Source organism: Arthrobacter sp. DMZ02-1R (genome assembly GCF_057747935.1).
The window spans coordinates 3,681,448-3,706,189 of the sequence record NZ_CM173230.1 but is presented as its reverse complement, the minus strand read 5'-3'; the positions used below and the strand labels follow the sequence as shown (position 1 = coordinate 3,706,189).

The following is a 24,742-nucleotide window of genomic DNA, read 5'->3' as shown; positions in this document are numbered from 1 at the left end:
CAGGATTCCACGAAGGAGTGAAAACTATGGCTTACACCGCCGAAAACTGGCCCATCACCGCGGCCCTGCTGCAGTTCCCCGGTACAGACGCCACGGGACAGCACATCAACGACGCCGATGCTTCCGCTTGGGCTGACGTGCTGCAGGAAGTCAAGGACGCAGGATTTGCAAACGCAGACCTCACCGACAGCTGGGTCCGCCCCGGTGACCTCAGCAAGGCACGCCTCGCCGAGTTCAAGCAGACCGCAGATCACGTTGGCATTGGGATCCCGGTGATCTCGGCGATCCGCCGCAGCGTCATCCACACCCGGGACTGGGCCGACAACCTGGCTTATAGCCACCGCACCATCGACGCTGCAGCCGAGCTGGGCTGCGAGGTTGTCTCCTTCGGACTCCACCAGGCCATTACCGCAGAGCAGCAAAGGCAGCTGTGGTTCTGGACCGTCGAAGGCTACAAGGATCCGGTGGGGGACAAGGAAGCCTGGGGCAACGCCGTCGCACGCTTGCGGGAACTGGGAGAGCACGCCGCGGAAGTCGGCGTCCTCCTTTCCCTTGAAATGTATGAGGACACGTTCCTGGGAACCGCCGATTCCTCCGTGCAGTTGGTCCAGGACATCGGACTCGACAACGTGGGCCTCAACCCGGACCTCGGGAACTTGATCCGTCTCCACCGGCCCATCGAGGACTGGCGCGAGATGGTGGCCAAGACCCTGCCGTACTCCAACTACTGGCACATGAAGAACTACATCCGCGACGAAGACGTGGCCCGCGACAGCTACATCACCATGCCGGCACCGATGGAGAGCGGCCTCATCAACTACCGCGAAGCCTTCAAGCTTGCATTGTCCGTGGGCTTCCAAGGCATCCTCTGCACTGAGCACTATGGCGGCGACGGGCTGAGTGTCACGGCGAGCAACCAGGAATACCTGCGTCGCCACGTACTCCCGAAGACCGAGAACTACGCTCTGGGCCAGAGCCAGGTCGCCCAGGGCCGGCAGCAGGCCTCCGGCCGAAGCCAGCCCGCAGGCGCGCACCAGTCCGCCGCCACCCAGTTGGCAGGCGTATAGGACCATGACAAGGATTTTCGATAACCCCGCAGACTTTGCGGATGATGCGCTGGACGGATTCGTCGCTGCGAACCGCGGGTATGTTGCCCGGGTGGACGGCGGAGTGGTCCGTTCCACCGAAGTCCCGGCCGGGCAGGTTGCCCTGGTGGTGGGCGGCGGTTCGGGACACTACCCCGCGTTCGCTGGGCTGGTCGGACCGGGTCTCGCAACGGCGTCGGCGTGCGGGAACATGTTCGCGTCTCCGGCGGCCGGTCAGGTTTATCGGGTGGCCAAGGCAGCCAACGCCGGCGGCGGCGTCCTGCTCAGCTACGGCAACTACGCCGGGGACGTGCTGCATTTCGGTCAGGCCCAGTTGCGGCTCAATGCCGAAGGCATCGAAACCCGGACCGTGACCGTGACGGACGACATTGCCAGCGCACCCCTGGACCAGATCGAGAAGCGGCGGGGGATCGCGGGGGACCTGACGGTCTTCAAGATTGCCGGCGCCGCGGCCGAAGCGGGACTGGACCTCGACGCCGTCGAACGCCTGGCCATCAAGACGAACTACCGCACACGCTCGCTGGGGGTGGCCTTCGACGGCTGCACCCTTCCAGGCGCTAAGGATCCGTTGTTCCACGTTCCGGCGGGCCAGATGTCCCTTGGCCTGGGCATCCACGGCGAGCCGGGTATCTCCGAGCACGTTATGCCCACCGCCTCCGAACTCGCCGAACTGCTCGTCTCCAAGCTCCTCAACGACAAGCCGGACGACGCCGGAAACCGCGTGGTGGCCATCGTCAACGGCCTCGGCACGGTCAAGTACGACGAACTCTTCCTGCTCTTCGGCAAGATCGAAAAACTCCTCAACAACGCGGGCCTCACCGTGGTGGAGCCCGAGTGCGGCGAGCTGGTAACAAGCCTGGACATGTCCGGTCTTTCGCTGACGCTGCTGTGGCTGGACGAGGAGCTTGAACAGTATTGGGCAGCACCCGCGGACACCCCGGCGTTCCGCAAGGGCAACCTCGCGCCGCGGCCGCCCCGCAGCCAAGCGAGCGTCACCGCGGTGGACGAGTCCGACGTCGAGCAGCCCACAGAGGCCGCTGCCGAACTTGGCCGGCAGGCGGTGGCAGTGCTCGCGCAGGTGCGGGACGTCGTCGTCGAGCACGAAGAGGAACTGGGCAATCTGGACGCCATTGCCGGGGACGGCGACCACGGCATCGGCATGCGCCGCGGCGTTGACGCGGCCCTCGCCGCCGCAGAGACGGCAAGCGGGGCCTCGGTGGGGCGGGTCCTGACCGCGGCGGGGGAGGCCTGGAGCGAACGCGCCGGCGGAACCTCGGGGGCCCTGTGGGGCTCGGCGATCATCGCGGCCGGACAGGCGCTCGGCAACAAAGCGAGCTACTCAGGCGATGACGCGGCGGCCACCGTCACCGGCTTTGTGGACGCGATCACGGAGCTCGGCAAGGCCGAACCCGGTGACAAGACCATGGTGGACGCGCTGCTCCCGTTCCGGGTTGCGTTCCTGACAGAGTTCGACGCCGGAGCCCCGGTTGACCGGGCCCTCGCGGCTGCTGCTGCAGCGGCCGGGTCCGCGGCGGCGGAAACGGCCCGGTTGCGTCCGCTCAAGGGACGCGCCCGTCCGCTCGCGGAGAAGAGCGTGGGCCACCCCGATCCCGGTGCGGTCTCCTTCGGGCTGATCACGGCGAGGATTTCACAACATATCGATTCACAGCTGGGCGATTCACAGCTGGCGCCCCCGGCAGGAAACGGAGTTCAAGCATGAGCACATCACAGGGCTGGCGGATCGTCGTGGGCAATGACGAAGCCGGCGTCGAATACAAGCAGGCACTCATGGCTCTGCTTGAGGCCGATCCGCGGGTGGCGTCCGTCCAAGACGTAGGCGTGGGCGCCAACGATTCCACGGCGTACCCGCACGTTGCCGTGAACGCGGCCCGCAAAGTTGCCGAGGGCCAGGCGGACCGTGCCCTCCTGATCTGCGGCACAGGACTGGGCGTGGCCATCGCGGCCAACAAGGTCCCCGGAATCCGTGCCGTCACCGCGCACGACAGCTACTCCGTGGAGCGTTCGGTCCTGAGCAACAATGCACAGGTCCTGACGATGGGCCAGCGGGTGATTGGCTTGGAACTGGCCAAGAAACTGGTGGACGAATGGCTGGGCCACCACTTCGACGAAACATCATCTTCCGCCGCCAAGGTGGACGCCATTTGCTCGTACGAGCCCGATTACACAAAGGCAGTGTGACATGACCCAAACACAGAACACCCCGGCCGGCCCGGCGCCGGCCCGGAAGATCGCCGTCGTCGGCTCCGGTTACATGGGCGGCGGGATCGCGCAGGTCCTTGCCCTCGGCGGGGCGCGCGTGGCGCTGGCGGACGTGTCCGCGGAAATCGCGCAGAAGAACTACGACCGCCTGCTCGTCGAATCGGACGAATTCGTGGCCGCGGGTCTCTTTCCCGAAGGTTCCACGGCCATCCTGAAAGCCAATCTGTGGGCCGCCAGGGACATCGAAGAGGCCGTGGCGGACGCCGACTTCATCGAAGAAGCCGTCCCCGAGGTGCTCGACATCAAGCACCAGACCCTGGCCCGCATCAGCGCCGCTGCCCGTCCGGACGCCCTGATCGGCTCCAACACGTCCACCATTTCCATCGCCGATCTTGCCGAGGCCGTGGCAGGCCCGGAGCGGTTCCTGGGCGTGCACTTCTCCAACCCGTCCCCGTTCATTCCCGGCGTCGAGATCATTCCCCACGCCGGCACCACGCCGGAGACCGTGGCCGCTTCCCGTGAACTGGTCCACGCGGCCGGCAAGCAAACCGCCGTCGTCAAGGACGTCACCGGCTTCGTGCTCAACCGGCTGCAGTACGCGCTTTTCCACGAGGCCGCTCAACTGGTGGAGCAAGGGATCGCCACAGCGGACGACGTCGACACCCTGGTCCGTACGACGTTCGGCTTCCGCTTGCCGTTCTTCGGCCCGTTCGCGATCGCGGACATGGCCGGACTGGACGTCTACAACTTCTGCTACAAGTCCCTCCAGACCGGGTTCCCGGAGCGCTTCGCGACCCCGAAAATCCTCAGCGACCTCGTCGAAGCGGGAAAGCTGGGCACCAAGACCGGCGCGGGCTTCCTCAACGTCCCGGCCGAACGCACACCCGAACTCATCGCCTACCGGAACAAGGCCTACGTGGCCATGCAGAAGCTCATTGATGAGCTCGGCCCGGCACCCATCAACTAGCCCCACCATTCACAGGAGAATACCCATGAGCACCTTCCCGGCAGAACGAACCGCGATTGTCACCGGCGCCGTCTCCGAGCGCGGCATCGGACGAGCCACCGTCAACTACCTGGCTGCGCAAGGCTGGAACATCGGCATCATCGACCTCGACGACGCCCTGTGCAAGGCCACCGCCAAGGAAATCGCCGCGCAGTACAACGTCAAGGCCTATGGCGTAGGGGCAAACGTGGCGGATGAGGCATCCGTACGCTCCGCCATCGACACGCTCGAAGCTGAGCTGCCGCAGATTGTCGCCCTGGCCAACGTTGCCGGTGTCAGCTCACCGGTTCCGTACCTGGAACTCGAGCCGGCCGAGTGGAACCGTGTCTTGAACATCAACCTCAACGGTGTCCATTACGCCACACGCCGCGTGGCCGAATCCATGGTCAAGAACCGGATCGGACGCATCGTGAACATCTCTTCGGTTTCCGCCCAGCGCGGCGGCGGGACGTTCTCCAAGACCCCGTACTCGGTGGCCAAGGCCGGCGTCATCGGCCTGACCCGCGCCACCGCCCGGGAACTGGGTGAATTCGACATCACCGTCAACGCTATTTCTCCCGGCCCCATCGATACCGACATCATGGGCGGCACCCTCAGCGAGGAGCGCAAGGACGAACTCACCAAGGACCTCGTGGTGAACCGAGTGGGCTCCACCCGGGACATCGCCGCCGCCATCGCCTTCCTCATCAGCGAGGACTCCGGTTACATCTCGGGCCAAACGCTGAATGTCGACGGCGGACTCTACATGCACTAGGGAAGGAACCCCGTGGGCTCCTGGACCAAGGAACGAAAGATCTATCTCGCCGTCGGGATCCTGGTGTGCGCCGTCGGCGTGCTGCTCATGATCCTCCCCCGCTAAGGCGGGACACCGCATCGCAGGGGCCGGAGCGGGACCGCTCGGGCCATATCACCCTTTGAATGCATCACCCTGACTATTCAAAACTGATTACTCAACAGTCATTACTCAAAGAGGAGTTTCGATGTCCGTTTCAACAACTTCCGCGAAGGAGATGCTGGATTCGCCGATCCTGAAATCGGCTATCCGCAAGGCTGCCGCCCGGCTCATGCCGATGCTGGTCATCCTTTATGTGGTCTCCTTCCTCGACCGCACCAATGTCGGTTTCGCTGAAGCCGCCCTCGGCGCGGACAAGGGTGTCTCGGCCGGGGCGTTCGCGCTCGGTGCCGGTATTTTCTTCATCGGCTACGCGATCTTTGAAATCCCCAGCAACCTGTTGCTCAAGAAGGTCGGCGCCAAGATTTGGCTTGCACGCATCGCGATCACGTGGGGCCTCGTCTCGGCCTGCTTCGCCTTCGTGCAGGGCGAGACGTCCTTCGTGATCCTGCGATTCCTGCTCGGTGTGACTGAGGCTGGGCTGTTCCCGGGCGTCATCATGTACCTGGCCGAGTGGTTCCCCAACAAGGTGCGAGTGCAGATGTTCGCAATCTTCTACCTTGCCCAGCCGTTCTCCCAGATGATCGGTAACCCGCTCTCCGGCTGGCTGATCAACATCGGCGATCAGCTTCCCGGCGTGCGCGGCTGGCAGGTCATGTTCTTCACCGAGGGCATCCTGGCTGTGCTCGCTGGCGTTGCGGCCTTCTTCTTCCTGATCAACGGCCCGGAGAAAGCCAAGTTCCTCAACGCGGATGAGAAGTTCGCGCTCAAGGAGATCATGGCGCAGGAAGACAGCGTCAAGGATGAAACAGGCCCGCGCGGTGTATTCGCCGCTATGCGTAACGGTCGTGTCTGGTACTTCACCCTCATCTACTTCTGCCTACAGATCGCCGTCTACGGTGTCACCTTCTTCTTGCCGCAGCAGGTTTCCTCGCTGACCGGCCAGAAGGTCGGCCTCGCCGTCGGCCTCCTGATCGCCGTTCCGTGGCTCTTTGGAATCTTCTCCTGCTACCTGATCGGCCGTGCGGCGAACACCGTTGCCAAGCGTCGCACGTTCGGCACCGTACTGTTCGTGTCCACGGGTGTCTGCATCCTCGGTTCGGCTTGGGCCGGGACGAACCACCAGCCGGTGCTTGGGCTGATCTTCATCACGCTCGCGGTGTGCAGCTTCCTGGCAGTCGGTCCGGTCTTCTGGGCCTACCCGACGGCGTTCCTCGCCGGCTCCGCGGCCGCCGCCGGTATCGGCCTCATCAACTCGCTGGGCAACCTGGGTGGTTTTGTGGCCCCGATCCTGCGGACTGCCGTTAACAGCGCCACCGCAGACCCCACGGGATCGGCAGGCGTCTACGCACTGGGAATCCTTCCGTTCCTGGCGGCCGCCATGATGTTCGGCACCCGGGCGTTCAAGAACAAGGCTGACGAGTTCCTGGGTAAGTAGCCATGCACATCGGTGTGAGCACCAAGATGTACATGGGGTACCGGCACACCATGTCGTGGCTCGAGCAACTGCGACGTGAAGTGGACGCCCGTCCGGCCCTTGTGGCCGGGCGGGTAGTCCCTTTCGTCATCCCGTCGTTTCCCATGCTGCCGGCTGCAGCCCGGATGCTGGAGGATTCTCCTCTGCTCTTGGGTGCGCAGAATTGCGGCTGGTCCGACGGCCCGTGGACCGGGGAAGTGTCGCCGTCCTTGCTCGCGGAGCTTGGAGTGCGGCTCGTGGAGATCGGACACGCGGAACGACGCCGGCACTTCGCCGAGGACGACGCTGTAGTCGCGCTCAAGGTCAGGGCCGCTGTGGACGCCGGGCTGACCCCGCTGCTGTGCGTCGGCGAGGAAACCGCGTCCGATCCGGCGGTGTCGGCGTCGTTCGTTTACCGGCAGATCTCGGCCGCCGTCCGAGAAGATTGGGCGACGGCGGGGCGGCTGGTCATCGCGTACGAACCAGTGTGGGCAATCGGCGAGGCCGAGCCTGCCCGCGCAGCTTACGTGTCCGACGTCGTCGATCACCTCCGGGATTTGCTCGCCGAGCATGGCCTGGCTGGTTTGCCGATCATTTACGGAGGCTCGGCGAAGCCGGGACTCCTGCCTGAGCTTCGCGGCGTGTCGGGCCTCTTCCTGGGCCGCTTCGCCCATGACCCCGCGAACTTCGGGAAAGTCTTGGACGAAGCGCTGGGGCTGCCCAAGTAATCCCCACCGCCACCCTCGCCTCGCAAGCTCGGCCAGGGAACCCTGGCGGCGTGGGCCCACGTAGTTGTCGTTTTCAGCCCCTATAACGACAACTACTGCGAGCTAGTTGGGCCGGCCTTCTGACACAGTCCAACAAAACCGCCCAACTGTTCGAGCCCTTCCGGCTTGGTGGGAAGGTAGTTGGTCAGTTCGGGTGAGCGCACGACGACGGCCCGCCACTGACCGCGCGACACCGCCACGTTGATCCGGTTGCGGGAGAGCAGGAAGTCCATGCCGCGAGGTACCTCTGCGGCAGCGGAGGCGGCCATGGAGACGATCACCACGGGAGCTTCCTGCCCTTGGAACTTGTCCACGGTGCCGACGCGTACACCACGGAGTCCGGCCGCTCTCAGTTCGTGCTGGATGAGCTGCACTTGGGCGTTGTAGGCCGCCACTACCAGGATGTCCTTTTCGACGAGCGGCCGCTCCTCAGGCGATTCCCGGGGGTCCAGCCAGGCCAAACCGAGGTGTTCCTTGACCTGCCTGACTACCTCCTCGGCTTCTTCGGGCGACTGGGTGGCGTTGCCGTTATGTTGGACGTAGACGCATTCCACGCCGGCCCGGACCCCGGACAGTTTCCGCGTGGAGGCAGCTGGTGCCGAATGCAGCCGGCCATCGTAGGACAGTTCGGACACCGCGGCGCACAAATCCGGGTGCATCCGCCACGAGGTCGCCAGGAAATACCCGAGCTCCGGGGGCAGAGTGTGCAGGCCGTGGGCCAACCAGCCGAGGGCAGACTCGTCCACGGGTTCCGGATGTTTGCCCTGCGTGACTTGGGGCAATTGCTGGGGATCGCCGAGGAGCAGGAGCCTCTTCGTCGCTCGGCTGACGGCAAGGGTGTTGGCGAGAGAGAACTGACCGGCTTCGTCGATAACCAACAAGTCCAGCGACCCAGGAGGAACAGTCCTGCCTGTCATGGTCCACGCCGTGCCGCCGATGAGGCAGCCGCCGGGGGATCCGAGCAGGAGCTCAATGTCGTCCTTTGACTGCTGGCTCCACGGGACCGGGTCTTCGTGCTTCATTTCCTTGGCAATGAGCGCAGGGCCGACCCCGGCCCTCACCGCGGCGTGGAGCATGTTCTCCACAACTGCGTGGGACTGCGCAACAACCCCCACTTTCCAGCCGGCGCGAACAAGCCGCGCCACAACGTGCGAGCCAACGTAAGTCTTGCCCGTTCCTGGTGGCCCTTGGACGGCCAGGTATGACTGATCCAGATCCGTCACGGCCGCGGTGATCGCATCCACATAGCCATCGTCGCCGGGCCCGACGGCGGGCAGTACAGGGAGAGTGGTCAGCCTCGGCGGCACGCGGCGCAGCAGGTCCAGGGCGGGATCCTTCGGCCACGACGGCAGGCTGGAACGCACCTTGACGGCAAGTTCACTCAAGGCTTTTCTCTGCCCGTCCGTGTTCACCGGGCCATCAGGCGTGAGTGCCATGGGTAGTTGCGAGTATTCGGCAGCGCCCTTGGGCAGCCGCTCCGATATGGTCACGACGTCGGTCGCGCCGTCTTCAGGTCCCGCGAGGGAAGTGCCTTCATCGAGGTCGTCAAGATCGCCGTCGTCGATCACGTCCGTGCCGGACATTCCCGATCTGCCCAAGGCACTTTCGTTCTTGCCGATGAAGGCGTCGGGGAGCGGAGGCCCGTACATCCGGAAGTACTTCTTACCGGGGGCGAAACCGGAGCCGTCGGCTGCATGGCCGAAGAGCCGTACCTGCCGCGCCGGGTTGCTGCGGGGAGTCGGCTTGGCCCAGTCCTGCACCACTTCGCCGCGTTCCACGATGAAACAGTCCCTGGTGTCCTCCCATTCTGAGACGGGCCGGTCCAGGCGGTCGAAGTGTCCCCACCAGAATTGTTTGTCCTCCCGCCGGTGAAATCCGACCGCGGCCGCCACCAACGCCACCGCCCTGTTGTCGTCGGATGGAACAGCGTCGTCCGGCAATTCTGCGAGGTAGTCGAGAAGGGCTGTTTCCTCGGGCGCGGGCTGGTACTTGTCCGGCTCCGTTTCGGCCGGTAATTCCGGTCCCGAAGCTGCCGGAATGCCGGGCTCAATGGAGCGCTCCGCGGCAAGGCCCAGCAGCCAGTTCCGCAGCTCCAGCGTGGAGATGCAATCGTATTCGTTGTAGTCGGAGATACCTGCCAGGATTGCTGCCGCTTCGCCGTCGCGATGGGCGTCCCGGGCCGTGCAGTAGTTGGCATAGGCAACCACGGAGGCCCCGGCGTCGGTCACGTCCCCCGAACGCAAGTGCTGGCCCATGTACAGGGGTTCGAGTTTCTTGATGCTGTAGGAGTCTTCGGAGATGCGGATGCTGTGCCGCACGGTGTCGTAGAGGTCCACCAACACGCCTTCGCGGAGGAGGTTGTCCACGGCAGCTTCGCCCACGGTGTGGATGACCGACAGATTGCGTAGCGCGGTCTTCTCGTAGGCGGCGTAGTGGTAAATCCGCATGTCCGGATACTTCATTCGGCGTTCGTCCACGTAGTCCAGGAAATCGATGAACGCCTGGCGCTCCTCGGCCCGGGAATGTGCCCAGAACGGCTTGAATACCGGCGTTCCGCCTGGCTCGGTAGGATTCTCGATCACGCCGAACAAGTACTCCAAGCCCCAACGGCCGGTCACGGGGTCCTGCCACAGGGGGTCTCCTTCGAAGTCGAAGAAGATGTCGCCGGCGTCGGGCCGCGGGAGCCGGGCCAGGGAGTTGGATTCCAGGACGGAATAGCTGATGCTCTTGGCTGTGCCGGTCTTGTCTGTGTAATTGACGGTGCCATCGGGCGTGGCTGTTCCGGTCTGCAGACGGGCTTGTTCCCGCAGGCGCCTGGTGGCGGAATCGGCGGCGTCGGGCATCCCAGCAAGGGCGTCGATGGTGAAGATGCCGTTTTCCATGAGCTTCTTGCGCCGGGTGATTCTCATCCCCGCCACCATCAGCAGATCCCGGTGGAGGCGCACTTGTTCTTTGCAGTAGTCGCAGCGACCGCATGCGGTGACTCCGGGCGCACCCCATTGGATGGGCTCCGGCCGTGATCGGTGCGCGTCCGTCAGGGCAAGGAAGCGGTCGCGGCGCTCGCGGAACACGGGCAGTACATCGGCGAGCCGGTGGTTGCTGTGCACATAGTCGAAGCCAGGCGCACCCTCCGGCCCGGCAGCCTGAGGCCCGGCAGCGTCCCGCTGAATGGTAGCCCCAAGGACAAGAGTCAGATCCGGCGCGGGAGGAATCCCCGCTTTGAGTAGCTGGTCCCCGTAGGCGGCAAGTTGCAGTAACGCCGTGACCTTGGCGTGGCGAGCGAGCTTGGTGTCAAAAACCGCGTAGCTTCCGTCCGGCTGCTTGACGAGGAAATCGGACCGCCCGTGGAACTGACCGTCGAAGAAGGCCGCCTGGAAGACCACATCCGCGCCGGATCGCAGCGCCTCGATGGACTCCGCGTGCTTGGCCTGCAGGGCGGCGCGGTCCATAGCAGCGGCCGGAACGACGTCGAACACTCCCGTGCCAGCAAGCGGATCCCACCATCCGAATTCGGCCACGAATCGGTCCAACACCCTGTGCTCGTGAACGTCGCCCAGCGCGGCGGTGCGCTCCAGCATTTCGTCGACGTCGAAGGCAGGCTTCGGTGACCGGCCCAGCTTCTCGTCCAACTTGCGCAGCAACTGGTACTCGCACGTGGAGGCCGTGACGAGATCGCTGGCGGAAAACACCAGGTCCTGCGCTTGCCCTGCAACTTCTGAACCTGCAACTTCTGAATCGAGAAAAAACACCGTGCCCCCAGACTATTGAGCTGATGAAGCCAAGCTATCAGTGGGGTGCGACAATAAGTGGTTGCTCGAGAGGGCTTGTTAGCGCTAACATGTGACGCAGATCAAACAGGGTGATCTTCGGGGTTTTCTCGACAACGACGTCAACTGCAATCGAAGGACTGAAAGTGAAACTACGGAAGCTTATTGTCGGCGCTGCGGCCGTCAGTATGGCCCTCAGCGTTGCCGCCTGCGGTAGCCGCGGCGCTAGCGCCGAAAGCAGCGGAGGGGACAACAGCGGATCCTTGGTGGGCATTGCGATGCCGACAAAGACCTCCGAACGTTGGATCAAGGACGGTGATGCCATCAAGGCTTCGCTGGAAAAGATGGGCTACAAGACGGACCTTGAGTACGGTGACGACAAGATTCCGCAGCAAGTCCAGCAGATCAGCAACATGATCACGAAGGGCGCTAAAGTGCTGATCATCGCTGCGATCGACGGGACGGCGCTCAGCGACCAGTTGGACAACGCGGCCAAAGCCGGCATTAAGGTGATCGCGTACGATCGCCTGATCAACGGCAACAAGAACGTTGACTACTATACGACCTTCGACAACAAGAAGGTCGGGGTCCAGCAGGCCACTTCGCTGCTGACCGGGCTGGGGATCCTCGATAAGGATGGCAAGGAAACCGGTAAGAAGGGCCCGTTCAATGTGGAGCTTTTCGCAGGCAGCCCTGACGACAACAACGCGACCTTCTTCTACAACGGCGCCATGGAGACACTGAAGAAGTACATCGACGACGGCACCCTGGTGGTCAAGAGCGGCCAGACCGGCTTTACTCAGATCGCCACGCTGCGTTGGGATCCGGCGACGGCCCAGAAGCGCATGCAGAACCTGATCGCCAGCACCTACTCCGGCGGCGCCAAGGTGCAGGGAATCCTCTCTCCGTATGACGGTCTCTCGATCGGCATCATCTCGGCACTGACTTCTTCAGGCTATTCACCCTCGGCATTGCCGGTCATCACTGGCCAGGACGCGGAGGCAGCCTCAGTGAAGTCGATCATCGCCAGCCAGCAATACTCGACGATCTTCAAGGACACTCGCGACCTCGGAAAGCAGGCCGTCACCATGGCCGATGACCTGCTCAAGGGCAAGACCCCCGAGGTCAATGACACCAAGAGCTACGACAACAAGGCCAAGATTGTACCGACGTATCTGCTGCAGCCAGTCGTCGTCACGAAGGATAATTACCAGAACGTTCTTGTCGACGGTGGCTACTACAAACAGTCGGACCTGAAGTAGTCCCGCCCTGAACCGTGGTGGTGGCGGGCTCCTACCGCCACCACCACACCTTTGAGATCCACAGCGTGAAAACGCGAAAGCTAGGACTTGATGTGACGACGAATATTCTCGAGATGCGCGGCATCACCAAGACATTCCCGGGGGTGAAGGCCCTCCAAGATGTTTCCCTTGAGGTCCAGCGGGGCCATGTACACGCGATTTGCGGCGAAAACGGGGCGGGTAAATCAACGCTGATGAAGGTGCTTTCCGCTGTCTACCCGGTTGGAACCTACGAAGGCGAAATCCACTTCGAAAACGAGCTTTGCGAATTCAAAGACATCAAAGGATCCGAGGCCGCAGGCATCGTGATCATCCATCAGGAGCTGGCCCTGAGCCCCTACCTTTCCATCGCCGAAAACATCTTCCTCGGCAACGAACAGGCCAGGAACGGCTTCGTGGACTGGAACAAGACGAATCTTGAGGCGTCAAAACTGCTCGCGCGCGTGGGCCTCAACGACAACCCGATCACCAAGATCACGGATCTAGGCGTGGGCAAGCAGCAGCTGGTCGAAATCGCCAAAGCACTTTCTAAGCGGGTGAAGCTCCTCATCCTTGACGAGCCGACCGCAGCCCTGAACGACGAGGACTCGGCACACTTGCTGCGCCTGATCAAGCACCTGCAGGCCCAAGGCATCACCTCGATCATCATCAGCCACAAGCTCAACGAAATCAAAGCAATTGCGGACAAAGTGACCATTATCCGCGATGGCCGGACCATCGAGACGCTTGATATGCACAGCGATGAGATCTCCGAGGAGCGCATCATCAAGGGAATGGTGGGCCGGGACCTCGATCATCGCTATCCCGAACACCAGCCCTCAATCGGGGAGGAAATCCTGCGGGTCGAGGACTGGACCGTGCACCACCCGGTGGACCAAAGCAGGCAGGTGGTTAAGAACGCGAGCTTCAACGTTCGTGCCGGCGAGATAGTCGGCATCGCCGGACTGATGGGCGCCGGACGAACCGAACTCGCGATGAGTATCTTCGGCCACAGCTACGGAGCGAAGATCAGCGGCCACGTCTACAAAAACGGCCAGGAGATAAAGACCAACACCGTGGCCGCCGCGATTAAGCACGGCATCGCGTATGCCACCGAGGACCGCAAGCACTATGGACTGAACCTGCTTGACAACGTCATGCGTAATGTCTCTGGCGCCGCCCTAGGCAAGCTCTCACGCTGGGGCTGGGTAGACAGCAACAAGGAGAACCTGGTCGCCGAAGGCTACCGACGCAGCATGAAAATCAAGGCAGCCACGGTTGCCGCGGTCACCGGAAAGCTCTCCGGCGGCAACCAGCAAAAGGTCGTCCTGTCGAAATGGATGTTCGCCAACCCAGACGTACTGATCCTGGACGAGCCCACACGGGGCATCGATGTCGGCGCCAAATACGAGATTTATACGATCATCAACCAGCTGGCAGACGAGGGTAAGGGCATCGTTGTCATCTCCTCTGAGCTGCCCGAACTGCTGGGCATCTGCGACCGGATCTACACCCTCTCGGAGGGCCGGATCACCGCCAACATTCCACGGGAAAAGGCCACCGCCGAGTACCTGATGCAATACATGACCCAAGAAAAGGAAGCCTGATGTTTGCGCTTCGCTCCGCATTTCACTACCTGGCCGGCCAGTTGCGCCAAGTCGGCCTGTTCATCGCACTGATTGTGATCATCCTGTTCTTCCAGGTCAGCACCAACGGCATCACGTTGGCTCCTATCAACGTCTCGAACCTGATCGTGCAGAACAGCTACATTCTCATTCTCGCCATTGGCATGGTGATGGTCATCATCGCCGGACACATCGACCTCTCCGTCGGTTCCGTGGTCGCCTTTGTCGGAGCAATGTCAGGTGTGATGATTACCCAGTGGGGCGTGCCTTGGTGGCTTGCCATCATCCTTTGCCTGGCGATCGGCGCCCTCGTTGGCATGTGGCAGGGCTTCTGGATCGCCTACTTCGGCATACCGGCCTTCATCGTCACCTTGGCCGGTATGCTCACCTTCCGCGGACTAACCCAGATCGCCTTGCAGAATCAGCAGATTTCCCCTTTCCCGGACGAATTCCGATCCTTGGGCAGCGGCTTCCTTCCTGACCTAGGGGGCGGCACCTCCGCCCTTGAGCCACTCACGATGATCATCGGCGTCGTCGCAACCATTGCTCTCGTTGTGCAGGACCTGCGCCAACGGGCTGCGCGCCGCAAGCACAACCTCGAGGACGAGCCGTTCGCTTGGTTTCTGTGCAAGATGGTCTTCACCGCGTTGCTGATCCTGCTGATCACCTACCTGCTCGCGGGCTACCGTGGGACTCCGATTGTGCTTATCGTGCTGGGCCTGCTCACCGTCGCGTATTCAGCGGTAATGGCCAACTCGGTTTGGGGCCGGCACATCTACGCGATCGGAGGCAACCGATTCGCCGCAGAACTCTCGGGTGTCAAGGTCAAGCGGGTCACGTTCACCCTGTTCGTGAACATGGGTGTTCTGGCGGCTTTGGCCGGCCTCGTCTTTACGGCGCAGCTGAACCTGGCCAACCCCAAAGCCGGAGACGGCTTCGAACTTGATGCGATCGCTGCAGTCTTCATCGGAGGCGCTGCCGTCACCGGTGGAATTGGAACGGTAATGGGCGCCCTGATAGGTGGCTTGATCATCGGCATCCTCAACAACGGCATGTCCATTCTTGGCGTCGGTACCGAATACCAGCAGCTGATCAAGGGCCTGGTACTTTTGGCCGCCGTCGCGTTCGATGTCTTCAACAAGCGACGCGCGGGAGGATCGAAAACGAGCGGCCGCCAACAGAGGAAGCCCACCCCCCGAAGTGCCTCGAGCGACGCAAAGAGGAGGATACCCGTCGCAAGCTCCTAAGTAAGGATGGGCAAAAGCGCAGGTCCCCGCTCGACTTCCGGGGGCCTGCGCTTTTCAGTGATCCGCGTGCCATCGGCGTCGTTTCCAGTTGATGCAGGCCTGCTCTTCGATTACTTGCGACACAGCATGAGTTTGAAAAGCGCCCTACGAAAACGTCCGTCCCCGGCGCTACGCTGGGCCCACACAGCACGCCACGGACAAGCAAGCCAACGGCCAAAGCAGAACACGAGATCCCGGAAAGCAGGCCACGAATGACCCAGCCCTATGCGCAACAGTCACCAGATCCCGCCTTCGAGGCAGCCTACGCAGCCGCCCAGAAGAGCCTCAGCGAAGGCGGCATTCCCATCGGTGCGGCGCTTGCCCGTGACGGCGTTGTCATCGCTAGCGGGCACAACGAACGCGTCCAAAACGGCGATCCGATCGCCCACGGGGAAATGTCGGCCCTCCGCGCAGCCGGCCGGCAAAAGAGCTACCGGGACACCACGCTGTACACCACCCTCGCCCCGTGCGCGATGTGTACGGGCACCATCATCCAGTTCAAGATCCCGCGCGTGGTGGTGGGGGAGGCCCGCACGTTCAGCGGCGAATTCGAGCTCCTGCGGTCCCGGGGCGTAGAAGTGGTGGTGCTCGATGACCAGCGGTGCGTGGACATGATGCGCAGCTTCCAAGAAGAGAATCCGGAACTCTGGGCCGAGGACATCGCTGAATAAACAAAGGCAGCAGTCAGCATCTGGCCACAGCCAAACCCCAAGCGTAGGCTGACAGCATCGGCGTCGGTGCCGGGGGGGGTCCGCGTCGATACCCAATCGATGAAGGAGGACTCATGAGCGTTGTGCGCGAATTCATGACCACCAATGCCCAGTGCGTCAAAGAAGATCAGTCGTTGCGTGACGCGGCTGTGCTGATGCGCGATCTGGACGTCGGGTCCCTGCCGATCTGCGGCAGCGATGGAAGACTCAAAGGATTCATCACGGACCGCGACATCGTGGTCAGATGCATTGCTGAGGGATGGGATGCCGGCCAGAAGACAGCGGCCGACCTCGCCCAGGGCACGCCGATCTGGATTGATGCCGATGCCAGCGTTGACGCCGCCATCGACCTGATGGAGAAGCACCAGGTCCGGCGCCTTCCTGTCATCACCGACCACAAGTTGGTAGGCATCATCAGCCAGGGCGATATCGCCCGCAACTACGCCGAGCAGCGGGTGGGTGAATTGGTGGAGCACATCTCGGCCAAGTCTCCCATGGCGCAACTGGGCTAACTACAACTTCGGCTCGATCAAGCGCCACGGCTACCCGGCCGTGGCGCTTCCGTGTCCGGGCCAGCGTGCCGGGGCACCGTATCCGGGCCGCGGGACGCCAAGCTAGAGAAACGCTTCCCGCCCCGTGCCTTCCCGCAACACGAGTTCCCCGTCCTCGATGGAAACCAGCAGGCTCTTTGCTCTCCCGTGGAGTTTCTTGCTTGCGCTCAGCTTGCGGCTGGTGACCTCGACGCCAACGGTGGACCCCTTTGCCGGCAACTCCACGGAGATCTCGGCTGCCATTCCCAGCATGGTTCTGGTGGATACATCGCGCTCGTGGTGAGCCTCTTTGTGGTTGACCGTGACTTCTACGTCATCGGCGTCGAAACCGTCCTGCAGGATGATCAGCAGTTCTTGCATGATGCGCCTCTTCCTTGAGTAGCATTCGTGACCGGGATCCACGCGGCTCTTTCCACTACAGCACTCCGTGCCGTCTTTAGGTAGGGCAAAGCTTTAGTAGCGCAAAGCAGTAGGGCAAAATGTCATGGTGACCCAACTTCCCCAGCACCAGTCAGCCCAGCACTACTCAGCAGACGCCGCCATCCACGCCCTGATAGCCCAAGAGCTCGGCGTGAAGTCCTGGCAGGTCAAAGCCGCGGTTGAACTGCTCGACGCCGGATCCACAGTTCCGTTCATCGCCCGGTACCGCAAGGAGGTCACCGGGACGCTCGATGACACCCAGCTGCGCGAGCTTGAGGAACGGCTCCGCTACCTGCGGGACTTGGAGGACCGCCGTCGTACGGTCCTTGAGGCGATTGCCTCCCAAGGCAAGCTGACACCGGAACTGGAGGCCGCCGTCGTCGGCGCCGATACCAAATCCCGGCTCGAGGACATCTACCTGCCCTTCAAGTCGAAGCGCCGCACGAAAGCCCAGATCGCCCGCGAAGCCGGGCTCGAGCCGCTCGCCGACGCGCTTCTCTCGAATCCGCAGCTCGATCCTGAGCGCGAGGCTGCCAAGTACCTCAACGCTGAGCACTCCATTGACGATGCCGCCGCGGCGCTCGCCGGCGCCCGCTCGATCCTGGTGGAGCGGGTGTCGCAGGACCCCGATCTTGCCGAGACGCTGCGGGAGCGGCTGTGGACGCAGGGGCGCATGGTTTCGCGGGTGAAGAAGGGCCAGGAAACCGAGGGGCAGAAGTTCAAGGACTACTTCGAGTTCTCCCAGGTGCCTTCCGGCATGCCCGGCCACCGTGTGCTGGCGCTCTTGCGCGGTGAGAACGACGGCGTCCTCGAGCTGGATCTCGCCGAGGCAGAACCAGCCGACGACGACGCCCTGGCCGCCGCGCGCGGCCGGTACGAGAACGCTGTGGCCAAGTGCCTCGGGGTTGCCGAGCGTGGCCGGTCAGCCGATTCGTGGCTTGTCCAGACCGCCCAGATCGCGTGGCGCTCGCGCATCCTGGACCGGCTGACCAACGACTTGCGCGGCCGCATGTTCGCGCAGGCCGAGGATGAAGCCGTCAGGGTGTTCGCAGCCAACCTCCGCGACGTACTCCTTGCCGCGCCAGCAGGAAACCGCGCCACGCTGGGCCTGGACCCGGGACTGCGGACCGGTGTGAAGGTGGCGGTAGTCGATGGCACCGGCAAGGTCGTGGCCACCGATACCGTCTATCCGCACGCTCCGGCCAGGAAGTGGGACGAGGCCTTGGTGACACTGGAGCGCTTGGCGCGGCAGCACGCCGTCGAGCTCGTGGCGATCGGCAACGGCACGGCGTCGCGCGAGACGGACAAGCTCGCTGGCCAGCTCATCAAGGCGCTGGCAGCCTCCGGCGGTCCCACTTTGCAGAAACTCGTGGTGTCCGAGGCAGGTGCCTCGGTGTACTCGGCCTCCGCGCTCGCGGCCGCTGAACTGCCTGGCATGGACGTGTCGCTCCGCGGCGCGGTGTCCATCGCGCGGCGTCTGCAGGATCCGCTGGCCGAATTGGTGAAGATCGAGCCGAAGTCGATCGGTGTGGGGCAGTACCAGCACGATGTCACCGCGGCGAAGCTGGACCGTTCGCTGGACGCCGTCGTCGAAGACTGTGTGAATGCGGTGGGCGTGGACGTGAACACGGCGTCGCCGGCGCTGCTGGCGCGGGTGGCAGGCGTCGGGCCGCTCCTGAGCGAAAACATTGTGGCGTACCGCAACGAGAACGGCCCGTTCGCCAAACGGGCCGACCTCAAGAAGGTGCCGCGGCTGGGTGCCAAGGCGTTTGAACAGTGTGCGGGCTTCCTGCGGATCACCGGGGGAGCGGAACCGCTCGACGCGTCCAGCGTCCACCCGGAAGCGTATTCAGTGGCAAGGAAGATCGTGGCCGCTTCCCGTGGATCTGCAGTGTCTTCGCTTGACCCTCAGGCGTTCGTGGATGGGACGTTCGGCCTGCCCACCGTGCGGGACATCATGTCCGAGCTCGAAAAGCCCGGCCGCGACCCCCGTCCGGCATTCGCCGCAGCGACGTTCTCCGAGGGCATCGAAAAGATCTCCGACCTCAAGCCGGGAATGATCCTGGAAGGCACCGTCACCAACGTGGCGGCGTTCGGGGCGTTCGTGGACGTCGGAGTGCACCAGGACGGCTTGGTCCACGTGTCCGCGTTGTCCAACAAGTTCGTGTCCGATCCCCGCGAGATCGTGAAATCCGGACAGGTGGTGCGCGTGAAGGTCCTGGAGGCGGATCCGGAGCGGAAGCGGATTTCGCTCACCCTAAGGCTCGACGACGAACCCGGCACCGCGGGCGGGTCCGGTTCGCGCGGCGGCGGGCGTGACCGCGGCTCGCGTGGGGGCGAGCGCAGTGGCGGCGAGCGAGGCGAGCGTCGCCCGGCGCCGCAGGCCGGACAGGGTGTGTCAGGTCGGAACGCGGCGCCGGCAAAGGCGGCTCCCGCGAAGGCGGCTCCTCAGCCGCCCGTGAACACGGCCATGGCCGAAGCGCTCCGCCGCGCTGGGCTGGGGAAGTAGCCGCCGGCTTGGATTGCCCGCGACGGGTTGTCAGCGTTCGAACTCGGCCGTATGCTTCTCCTGCAATCCGTTTTATCGCCGCAGTGGGGGCTGCCATGATCCCAGCTTTATAGAAGGTATTTTTTGGGGTTTCAGCGGAAGCCAAACGTCTTTGGTGTGGGAATCGACAGTGTGGTTGTGCCCAGCATGGCCGATGCCAACCACTGACACGTAGCAAGTGCTTTCTGAGGAAGGCACGAAGGGCTTCCCGTATTTTTTCTTCAATGGAAGACACCTTTGCCGGTGCACATGGAACGTGCCAAACGTTTACTCGAGGGCTCACAAGCTTGGAAACGCGGGATGCCTTCGTCTATGCATCATTGCCCACCGTGCACTCGGCCCTTGGATGCAATTAACGGAGGTCGAAATGTCGAATTACGACGAGAAAACGAACCTGGATCCAAATTTTCAAGGTCAATCACTCCGTCCGCTGCCGGGCAGCGAACGCGGCCCGGCACTCGAGTTTGCGCAGGCTCCGAGGGGGATTGAGCCGGACGAAGTTGTAGAGGTTACGGTCATCCTGCGCCGGCAGGCTGAGATACCCAACGCCGCCCTCGATGCTGCGCCCATGTCGCGGGAGGAGCTCTCGGGACGCTACGGCGCCGCTGCTGCCGACGTCGACCTCGTCACTAGGACCCTTACGGACGCCGGCGCCCGGATCATTGAAACGGACCCCGCCTCGCGCCGGATCCGGGTCTCCGGTTCGGCCGGGGTGCTGAGCGGGATTTTCGGCACCACACTTGAGCGGGTCACCAGCCGGGCACCCAGCGGCAAGCAGGCCATACACCGCCACCGCACAGGCGGCCTGAGTGTGCCAGCGGTGCTGGACGGCGTCGTCACCGCCGTACTCGGCCTCGATGACAGGCCCCAGTCACGCGCCCAATTCCACATCGCTCCTGCGGCGGTGGTTAACACCAGTTACACGCCGTTGGAGCTCGGGGAAATTTACAAATTCCCGGCCGACTTTGACGGCAGCGGGCAGACCATTGCGATCATCGAACTTGGCGGTGGCTTCGACCAGGCGGACCTCGACGCCTACTTCGAGGGCCTCGGCATCAATGGCCCCCGTGTCACCGCGGTCGGCGTGGACGGCGCCTCCAACCAGCCCGAGCAAGATCCGCGAGGCGCCGACGGAGAAGTGCTGCTGGATATTGAAGTGGCCGGCGCCCTGGCCCCCGGAGCCGAAATCGTTGTCTATTTTGCCCCCAACACGGACGCCGGCTTCGTCGACGCCATCAGCCAGGCCGCACACGCTTCGCCCACGCCAACCGCGATCAGCATCAGCTGGGGTCAAAACGAGGATGAATGGACGGCCCAGGCCCGCGGCGCTATGGACCAGGCCCTCGTGGATGCCGCCGTACTCGGCGTGACCGTCACAGCGGCCGCCGGCGACAATGGAAGCACCGACGGGGCCAGCGACGGAAGGGACCATGCGGATTTCCCGGCATCCAGCCCTCACGCACTGGCGTGTGGCGGTACCCGGCTAGAAGCTGACCCGGTCACGGGCGCTGTCGATTCGGAGACCGTCTGGAATGACGCGCAAGGTGTACCCGCCACAGGAGGAGGCGTTAGCGATACCTTCGAGGTGCCCTCCTGGCAGGAGAACATCTTGGTAACGGCCTCAGACAAACCAGCGGTGACGCCGAACGGCCGCGCAGTCCCGGACGTTGCCGCCGTTGCTGACCCGCAGACGGGCTACAAGGTTCGGGTCGACGGAACGGACATGGTGATCGGCGGGACCAGTGCGGTGGCGCCGCTGTGGGCGGCGCTTGTGGCGCGCCTGGCGCAGGCAGCAGGCCACGGATTCGGTCTGCTGCAACCGGTCATCTACGACTCCGAAGCCGGCAGCACACCGCCCGGCTTCCGCGACATCACGGAGGGAAACAACGGGACCTTCGAGGCGGCTCCCGGCTGGGACGCCTGCACCGGTTTGGGCGTGCCCGACGGAACCGAACTGATGAACGCATTGCTGGTCAAATAAGGCTGAAGGCACGGCACTCGTTTAAGCGGCAGATAACGACGGCGGCACTCGGGTTCCTTTCGTCAGGAACCCGAGTGCCGCCGTCGTGCGCGTTTAAGTCAACCCGCTAGGGCGCCGGGATCGGGAAGAACGCCCGCGGATCCTGCAACAGGGCCGGGTAGTCGAAGTCCGCGCGGTCGACGATCTTGGTGACCTCGAAGTTGCGGCCGAAGCGGCCGTCTTCCAGGGTGATCGGGCGCCCGTGGATCTTGCCCAAGGCGAACTTAGCGCCGCCCTCGACGGGGATGAGGACTGGGGTGTTGCCGGGGAGCGTCCTGAAGGCCTCGTCCTGGCGCTGGCGGTTGCGGGTGGGCTTCTTCACCAGTTGCTTGGGTGCCTTGCGCGCGGTCTTGCCCGGGCGGCGGGATTTCTCGGACTCGTAGACGAACTGGTAGCCGTCGCCGTCGCTATCGGCTGCCTTGGCCTTGCCCGGGGCGGGCATCCCCACCTTGTCGATCTTCTCAGGTTCGACGTCACCCAAGGGGGCGCGAAGGACCCAGATGAAGTCGTCGTAGGGGTCTTCGGGAATGAACTCGTGGCTGGGCTCGGGCCAGAGGTACTCCAGGTCCTTCGGAGTGTCAGGGAAGAGCTCGGCGTAGAAGCGGGGTTCTTTCTGGAGCAGCTTGGAGCGGTGGCTCAGGTGGAAATCGGCGTCGCCGAGCCATGGCGGCATCGGAATCTTGGAGGCGTAGTCCGGGTGGGCCGCTTGGGGTGCGAACTCGGTGATGCTGGCGCGGGTGTTGTCCGGATTGCCGCGGGCAACCCATTCGTCCACCATGGCCAGGCCGTAGAGGGTAAGTGCGGGGACGTAGCCCATCCACATGCGGATAGCGGGGTGTGAGGGCCGGCCGAACTCGGGGATCACCAATGCGCGGAGGATCTGCAGTGCTTCGACACGCTGCTTGCCAAGCCTGGCGGTGTCCAAGACGGCAGCACTTTGCTTGAAATCGGGGAACGGGAGGAAGGTCTGCATCCTTTCAGTTTGGGGGCCGGAGGGCGCAGATCCAAGTTGACGCGGTGTGGTCTTCACCTCGGGAGGGCTTGCTGGGGTATTCGTCCTAGTCTTGTCGGGTGGAAACTTTTGGCGAATCGACGACGACGGCGGCACCCCCGGTTGCCGAACTGCACCTGCACATCGAGGGGACGCTTCAGCCCGAGCTGATTTTCGCGCTCGCGGAACGGAACGGGATTGAGCTTCCGTACGCGGATTTGGACGAGCTGCGTGCGCGGTATGAGTTCACGGACCTGCAGTCGTTCCTGGACCTGTACTACGCCAACATGGCCGTACTGCGGACGGAGCAGGACTTCACGGACATGACAAGGGCTTACTTGGCCCGTGCTGCGGCCGGTGGCGTGCGGCACGTCGAGATCATGATGGATCCGCAGGCCCACATCTCGCGCGGGGTCGCCCTGGAGACATGCGTGAACGGCGTGGCGTCTGCGCTCGCGACGTCGGTGGAGGACTTTGGCGTCTCGACGCTCCTGATTGCCGCTTTCCTGAGGGACATGTCCGAGGAGTCCGCGCTGGAGGTTTTGGACCAGCTTATTGCCATGAAGGCGGCGATTGCCGGCATCGGCCTGGACTCGGCCGAGGTGGGCAATCCGCCGTCGAAATTCGAACGCCTGTACCGCCGCGCGGCGGAGGCCGGGCTGCGACGGATCGCCCACGCCGGCGAGGAAGGGCCCGCTTCGTATATTTACGAGGCCCTCGATCTGCTCGGCGCAGAGAGGATCGACCACGGTATCCGCTGCATGGAAGACGCGGCCCTTGTGGAGCGGTTGGTGGCCGAGCAGGTTCCGCTGACAGTGTGCCCCCTGTCCAACGTGCGGCTGCGTGCAGTGGATACCCTGGCCGATCACCCTTTGCCTGCGATGTTGGCAGCCGGGCTGAATGTCAGCGTGAATTCGGACGATCCCGCGTACTTTGGCGGCTACGTGGACGACAACTTTGAGCAGTTGGTCGCCGTGCACGGGTTGCCTGTCGGCGACCGGGCACGCCTCGCCGCGAACTCGGTGCGTTCATCGTTCGCCGACCAGGCCCGGAAGGCTGAGCTGCTGGCCGAGGTCTCGGCGTGGGAGAAAGCCGCGGGCGAGTAGGGGAAAGGGTACTCCAACCGTTAGCTACCCACCGGTACCCGAGACTCTTCCATCACTTGTTGCTGTTTGGGCGTAATAGTGGGTCACGACACACGGTGTTTACCGAGAACAGTCGCCAGAGTTTACAGAACATTGGCAGACTGCTGAAGGAATGTTCGCCGTTGAAGGAGACACGTTGGCCAAGTCCACCGTCGAAAAAAGCAGTGTCCGCCTTAAGACCGTCCTAGACGTCTTGGCAGAGGGAACCTGGTCCGAGCAGTCGTTGAATGCAGGCGAGATCCTGGCTGAGGCGATTGTGCGCGTCCCGCTGGATACGCGCGAGAGCGAACTGCTCAGCGGAGGGATTCCGCGCGGACACAAGAACCTGACCACTGAGACCGCGAAGCTGGTCAAGGCCGGCTGGCTGGTCAAGGGCCGTTCGGGCTGGACCATCACCGACGACGGACTTCGTGCCACGGTCGCTTTCGCCAAGCCGGACGAGTTCGCCACGGCACTCGCTGAGGGAACCCCCGTGCCGGCAGGTACCCCGCTCCCGACGGCCCCCGTCAAGAAGGCTGCCGCCAAGAAGGCGCCCGCCGCTGAAAAGGCACCTGCCGCCAAAGCTGCCGCGACGAAGGCCCCGGCCGCAAAAGCAGCGCCCAAGAAAGCTGCCGCACCCAAAGCGCCTGCCGCCGTCGAGAAGCTCGAGCAGCCGTCCGCCGTCGCGATCGCAGGTGACTTCAACACGATCCTCGGCGCTCCGGAAGATTGGGCTCCGCAGTACGACGAGGTGCAGATGAAGTTCAATACCCGCCGTAAGGTCTGGACCCTCTCGGCAACGCTTCCCGCCGGTTTCTACACGTACAAGATCGCCCTGAACCGCTCGTGGGACGAGAACTACGGCGCGTTCGGCGCGCGTGATGGCGCCAACCACGAGCTAAACCACGACGGCGGCAAGGTCACCTTCACGTACGACCACGCCACGCGGGACATCGTCACGGCTTAGCCGTTC

At 63.6% G+C, this 24,742-nt stretch carries 19 protein-coding genes; 16 read left to right on the top strand and 3 right to left on the bottom strand.

The features are described from left to right. The first annotated feature begins 26 nt into the window (after positions 1 to 26). The 7 genes from AC3ANQ_RS17645 (at position 27) to AC3ANQ_RS17615 (ending at position 7,408) form a co-directional block, all read left to right on the top strand. Complete coding sequence (locus AC3ANQ_RS17645; RefSeq protein ID WP_488302234.1) at positions 27 to 1,067, top strand: sugar phosphate isomerase/epimerase family protein; 1,041 nt, start codon at positions 27 to 29, stop codon at positions 1,065 to 1,067. Positions 1,068 to 1,071: 4 nt separating this feature from the next. After that, entirely contained in the window at positions 1,072 to 2,826 is a 1,755-nt protein-coding gene (gene dhaL, locus AC3ANQ_RS17640; RefSeq protein WP_488302233.1) for a dihydroxyacetone kinase subunit DhaL, read from the top strand. Beyond that, positions 2,823 to 3,305: a ribose-5-phosphate isomerase gene (locus AC3ANQ_RS17635; protein WP_488302232.1), complete on the top strand. Its 483-nt coding sequence runs from the start codon at positions 2,823 to 2,825 to the stop codon at positions 3,303 to 3,305. The genes dhaL and AC3ANQ_RS17635 overlap by 4 nt, the downstream gene beginning before the upstream one ends. A gap of 1 nt (position 3,306) precedes the next feature. Beyond that, complete coding sequence (locus tag AC3ANQ_RS17630; protein ID WP_488302231.1) at positions 3,307 to 4,293, top strand: 3-hydroxyacyl-CoA dehydrogenase family protein; 987 nt, start codon at positions 3,307 to 3,309, stop codon at positions 4,291 to 4,293. A 25-nt stretch (positions 4,294 to 4,318) separates the two neighbouring features. Continuing rightward, a complete protein-coding gene (locus AC3ANQ_RS17625; protein ID WP_488302230.1) occupies positions 4,319 to 5,086 on the top strand; it encodes an SDR family NAD(P)-dependent oxidoreductase in 768 nt (255 codons plus the stop codon). Between the two features lie 226 nt (positions 5,087 to 5,312). Beyond that, positions 5,313 to 6,662, top strand: a complete 1,350-nt coding sequence (locus tag AC3ANQ_RS17620; RefSeq protein WP_488302229.1) for an MFS transporter — start codon at positions 5,313 to 5,315, stop codon at positions 6,660 to 6,662. A gap of 2 nt (positions 6,663 to 6,664) precedes the next feature. Then, positions 6,665 to 7,408, top strand: coding sequence for a triose-phosphate isomerase family protein (locus tag AC3ANQ_RS17615; protein ID WP_488302228.1), 744 nt, complete (start codon positions 6,665 to 6,667; stop codon positions 7,406 to 7,408). Positions 7,409 to 7,500: 92 nt separating this feature from the next. Here the strand turns inward: AC3ANQ_RS17615 and AC3ANQ_RS17610 are convergent, their stop codons facing one another. After that, complete coding sequence (locus AC3ANQ_RS17610; RefSeq protein ID WP_488302227.1) at positions 7,501 to 11,196, bottom strand: TM0106 family RecB-like putative nuclease; 3,696 nt, start codon at positions 11,194 to 11,196, stop codon at positions 7,501 to 7,503. Positions 11,197 to 11,360: 164 nt separating this feature from the next. On the opposite strand from AC3ANQ_RS17610, the gene chvE reads away from it, so the two are divergent. The 5 genes from chvE (at position 11,361) to AC3ANQ_RS17585 (ending at position 16,627) form a co-directional block, all read left to right on the top strand. Further along, positions 11,361 to 12,476: a multiple monosaccharide ABC transporter substrate-binding protein gene (gene chvE / locus AC3ANQ_RS17605; protein WP_488302226.1), complete on the top strand. Its 1,116-nt coding sequence runs from the start codon at positions 11,361 to 11,363 to the stop codon at positions 12,474 to 12,476. 92 nt (positions 12,477 to 12,568) lie between these two features. Continuing rightward, entirely contained in the window at positions 12,569 to 14,101 is a 1,533-nt protein-coding gene (mmsA, locus tag AC3ANQ_RS17600) for a multiple monosaccharide ABC transporter ATP-binding protein (RefSeq protein WP_488302225.1), read from the top strand. Further along, entirely contained in the window at positions 14,101 to 15,366 is a 1,266-nt protein-coding gene (gene mmsB / locus AC3ANQ_RS17595; RefSeq protein WP_488302224.1) for a multiple monosaccharide ABC transporter permease, read from the top strand. Before mmsA ends, mmsB begins: the two co-directional genes overlap by 1 nt. 251 nt (positions 15,367 to 15,617) lie before the next feature. Continuing rightward, positions 15,618 to 16,076, top strand: coding sequence for a nucleoside deaminase (locus tag AC3ANQ_RS17590; RefSeq protein WP_488302223.1), 459 nt, complete (start codon positions 15,618 to 15,620; stop codon positions 16,074 to 16,076). Between the two features lie 113 nt (positions 16,077 to 16,189). Then, positions 16,190 to 16,627, top strand: coding sequence for a CBS domain-containing protein (locus AC3ANQ_RS17585; RefSeq protein WP_488302222.1), 438 nt, complete (start codon positions 16,190 to 16,192; stop codon positions 16,625 to 16,627). Between the two features lie 102 nt (positions 16,628 to 16,729). Here AC3ANQ_RS17585 and AC3ANQ_RS17580 read toward each other — a convergent pair whose 3' ends face one another. Beyond that, positions 16,730 to 17,026 carry a hypothetical protein gene (locus tag AC3ANQ_RS17580; protein ID WP_395801378.1) on the bottom strand — a complete coding sequence of 99 codons (297 nt, stop codon included), beginning with the start codon at positions 17,024 to 17,026 and terminating at the stop codon, positions 16,730 to 16,732. 124 nt (positions 17,027 to 17,150) lie between these two features. Between AC3ANQ_RS17580 and AC3ANQ_RS17575 the strand changes: the two genes are divergently transcribed. Together AC3ANQ_RS17575 and AC3ANQ_RS17570 are read left to right on the top strand one after the other, a co-directional pair. Beyond that, a complete protein-coding gene (locus tag AC3ANQ_RS17575; protein WP_488302221.1) occupies positions 17,151 to 19,595 on the top strand; it encodes a Tex family protein in 2,445 nt (814 codons plus the stop codon). Between the two features lie 406 nt (positions 19,596 to 20,001). Next, positions 20,002 to 21,615, top strand: coding sequence for a S53 family peptidase (locus tag AC3ANQ_RS17570; protein WP_488302220.1), 1,614 nt, complete (start codon positions 20,002 to 20,004; stop codon positions 21,613 to 21,615). Between the two features lie 106 nt (positions 21,616 to 21,721). Here AC3ANQ_RS17570 and AC3ANQ_RS17565 read toward each other — a convergent pair whose 3' ends face one another. Then, positions 21,722 to 22,627 carry an MSMEG_6728 family protein gene (locus AC3ANQ_RS17565; RefSeq protein ID WP_488302219.1) on the bottom strand — a complete coding sequence of 302 codons (906 nt, stop codon included), beginning with the start codon at positions 22,625 to 22,627 and terminating at the stop codon, positions 21,722 to 21,724. 98 nt (positions 22,628 to 22,725) lie between these two features. Between AC3ANQ_RS17565 and AC3ANQ_RS17560 the strand changes: the two genes are divergently transcribed. After that, complete coding sequence (locus AC3ANQ_RS17560) at positions 22,726 to 23,751, top strand: adenosine deaminase (RefSeq protein ID WP_488302218.1); 1,026 nt, start codon at positions 22,726 to 22,728, stop codon at positions 23,749 to 23,751. A gap of 175 nt (positions 23,752 to 23,926) precedes the next feature. Continuing rightward, complete coding sequence (locus AC3ANQ_RS17555; RefSeq protein WP_488302217.1) at positions 23,927 to 24,736, top strand: pullulanase X25 domain-containing protein; 810 nt, start codon at positions 23,927 to 23,929, stop codon at positions 24,734 to 24,736. The last annotated feature ends 6 nt before the right edge of the window (positions 24,737 to 24,742 follow it).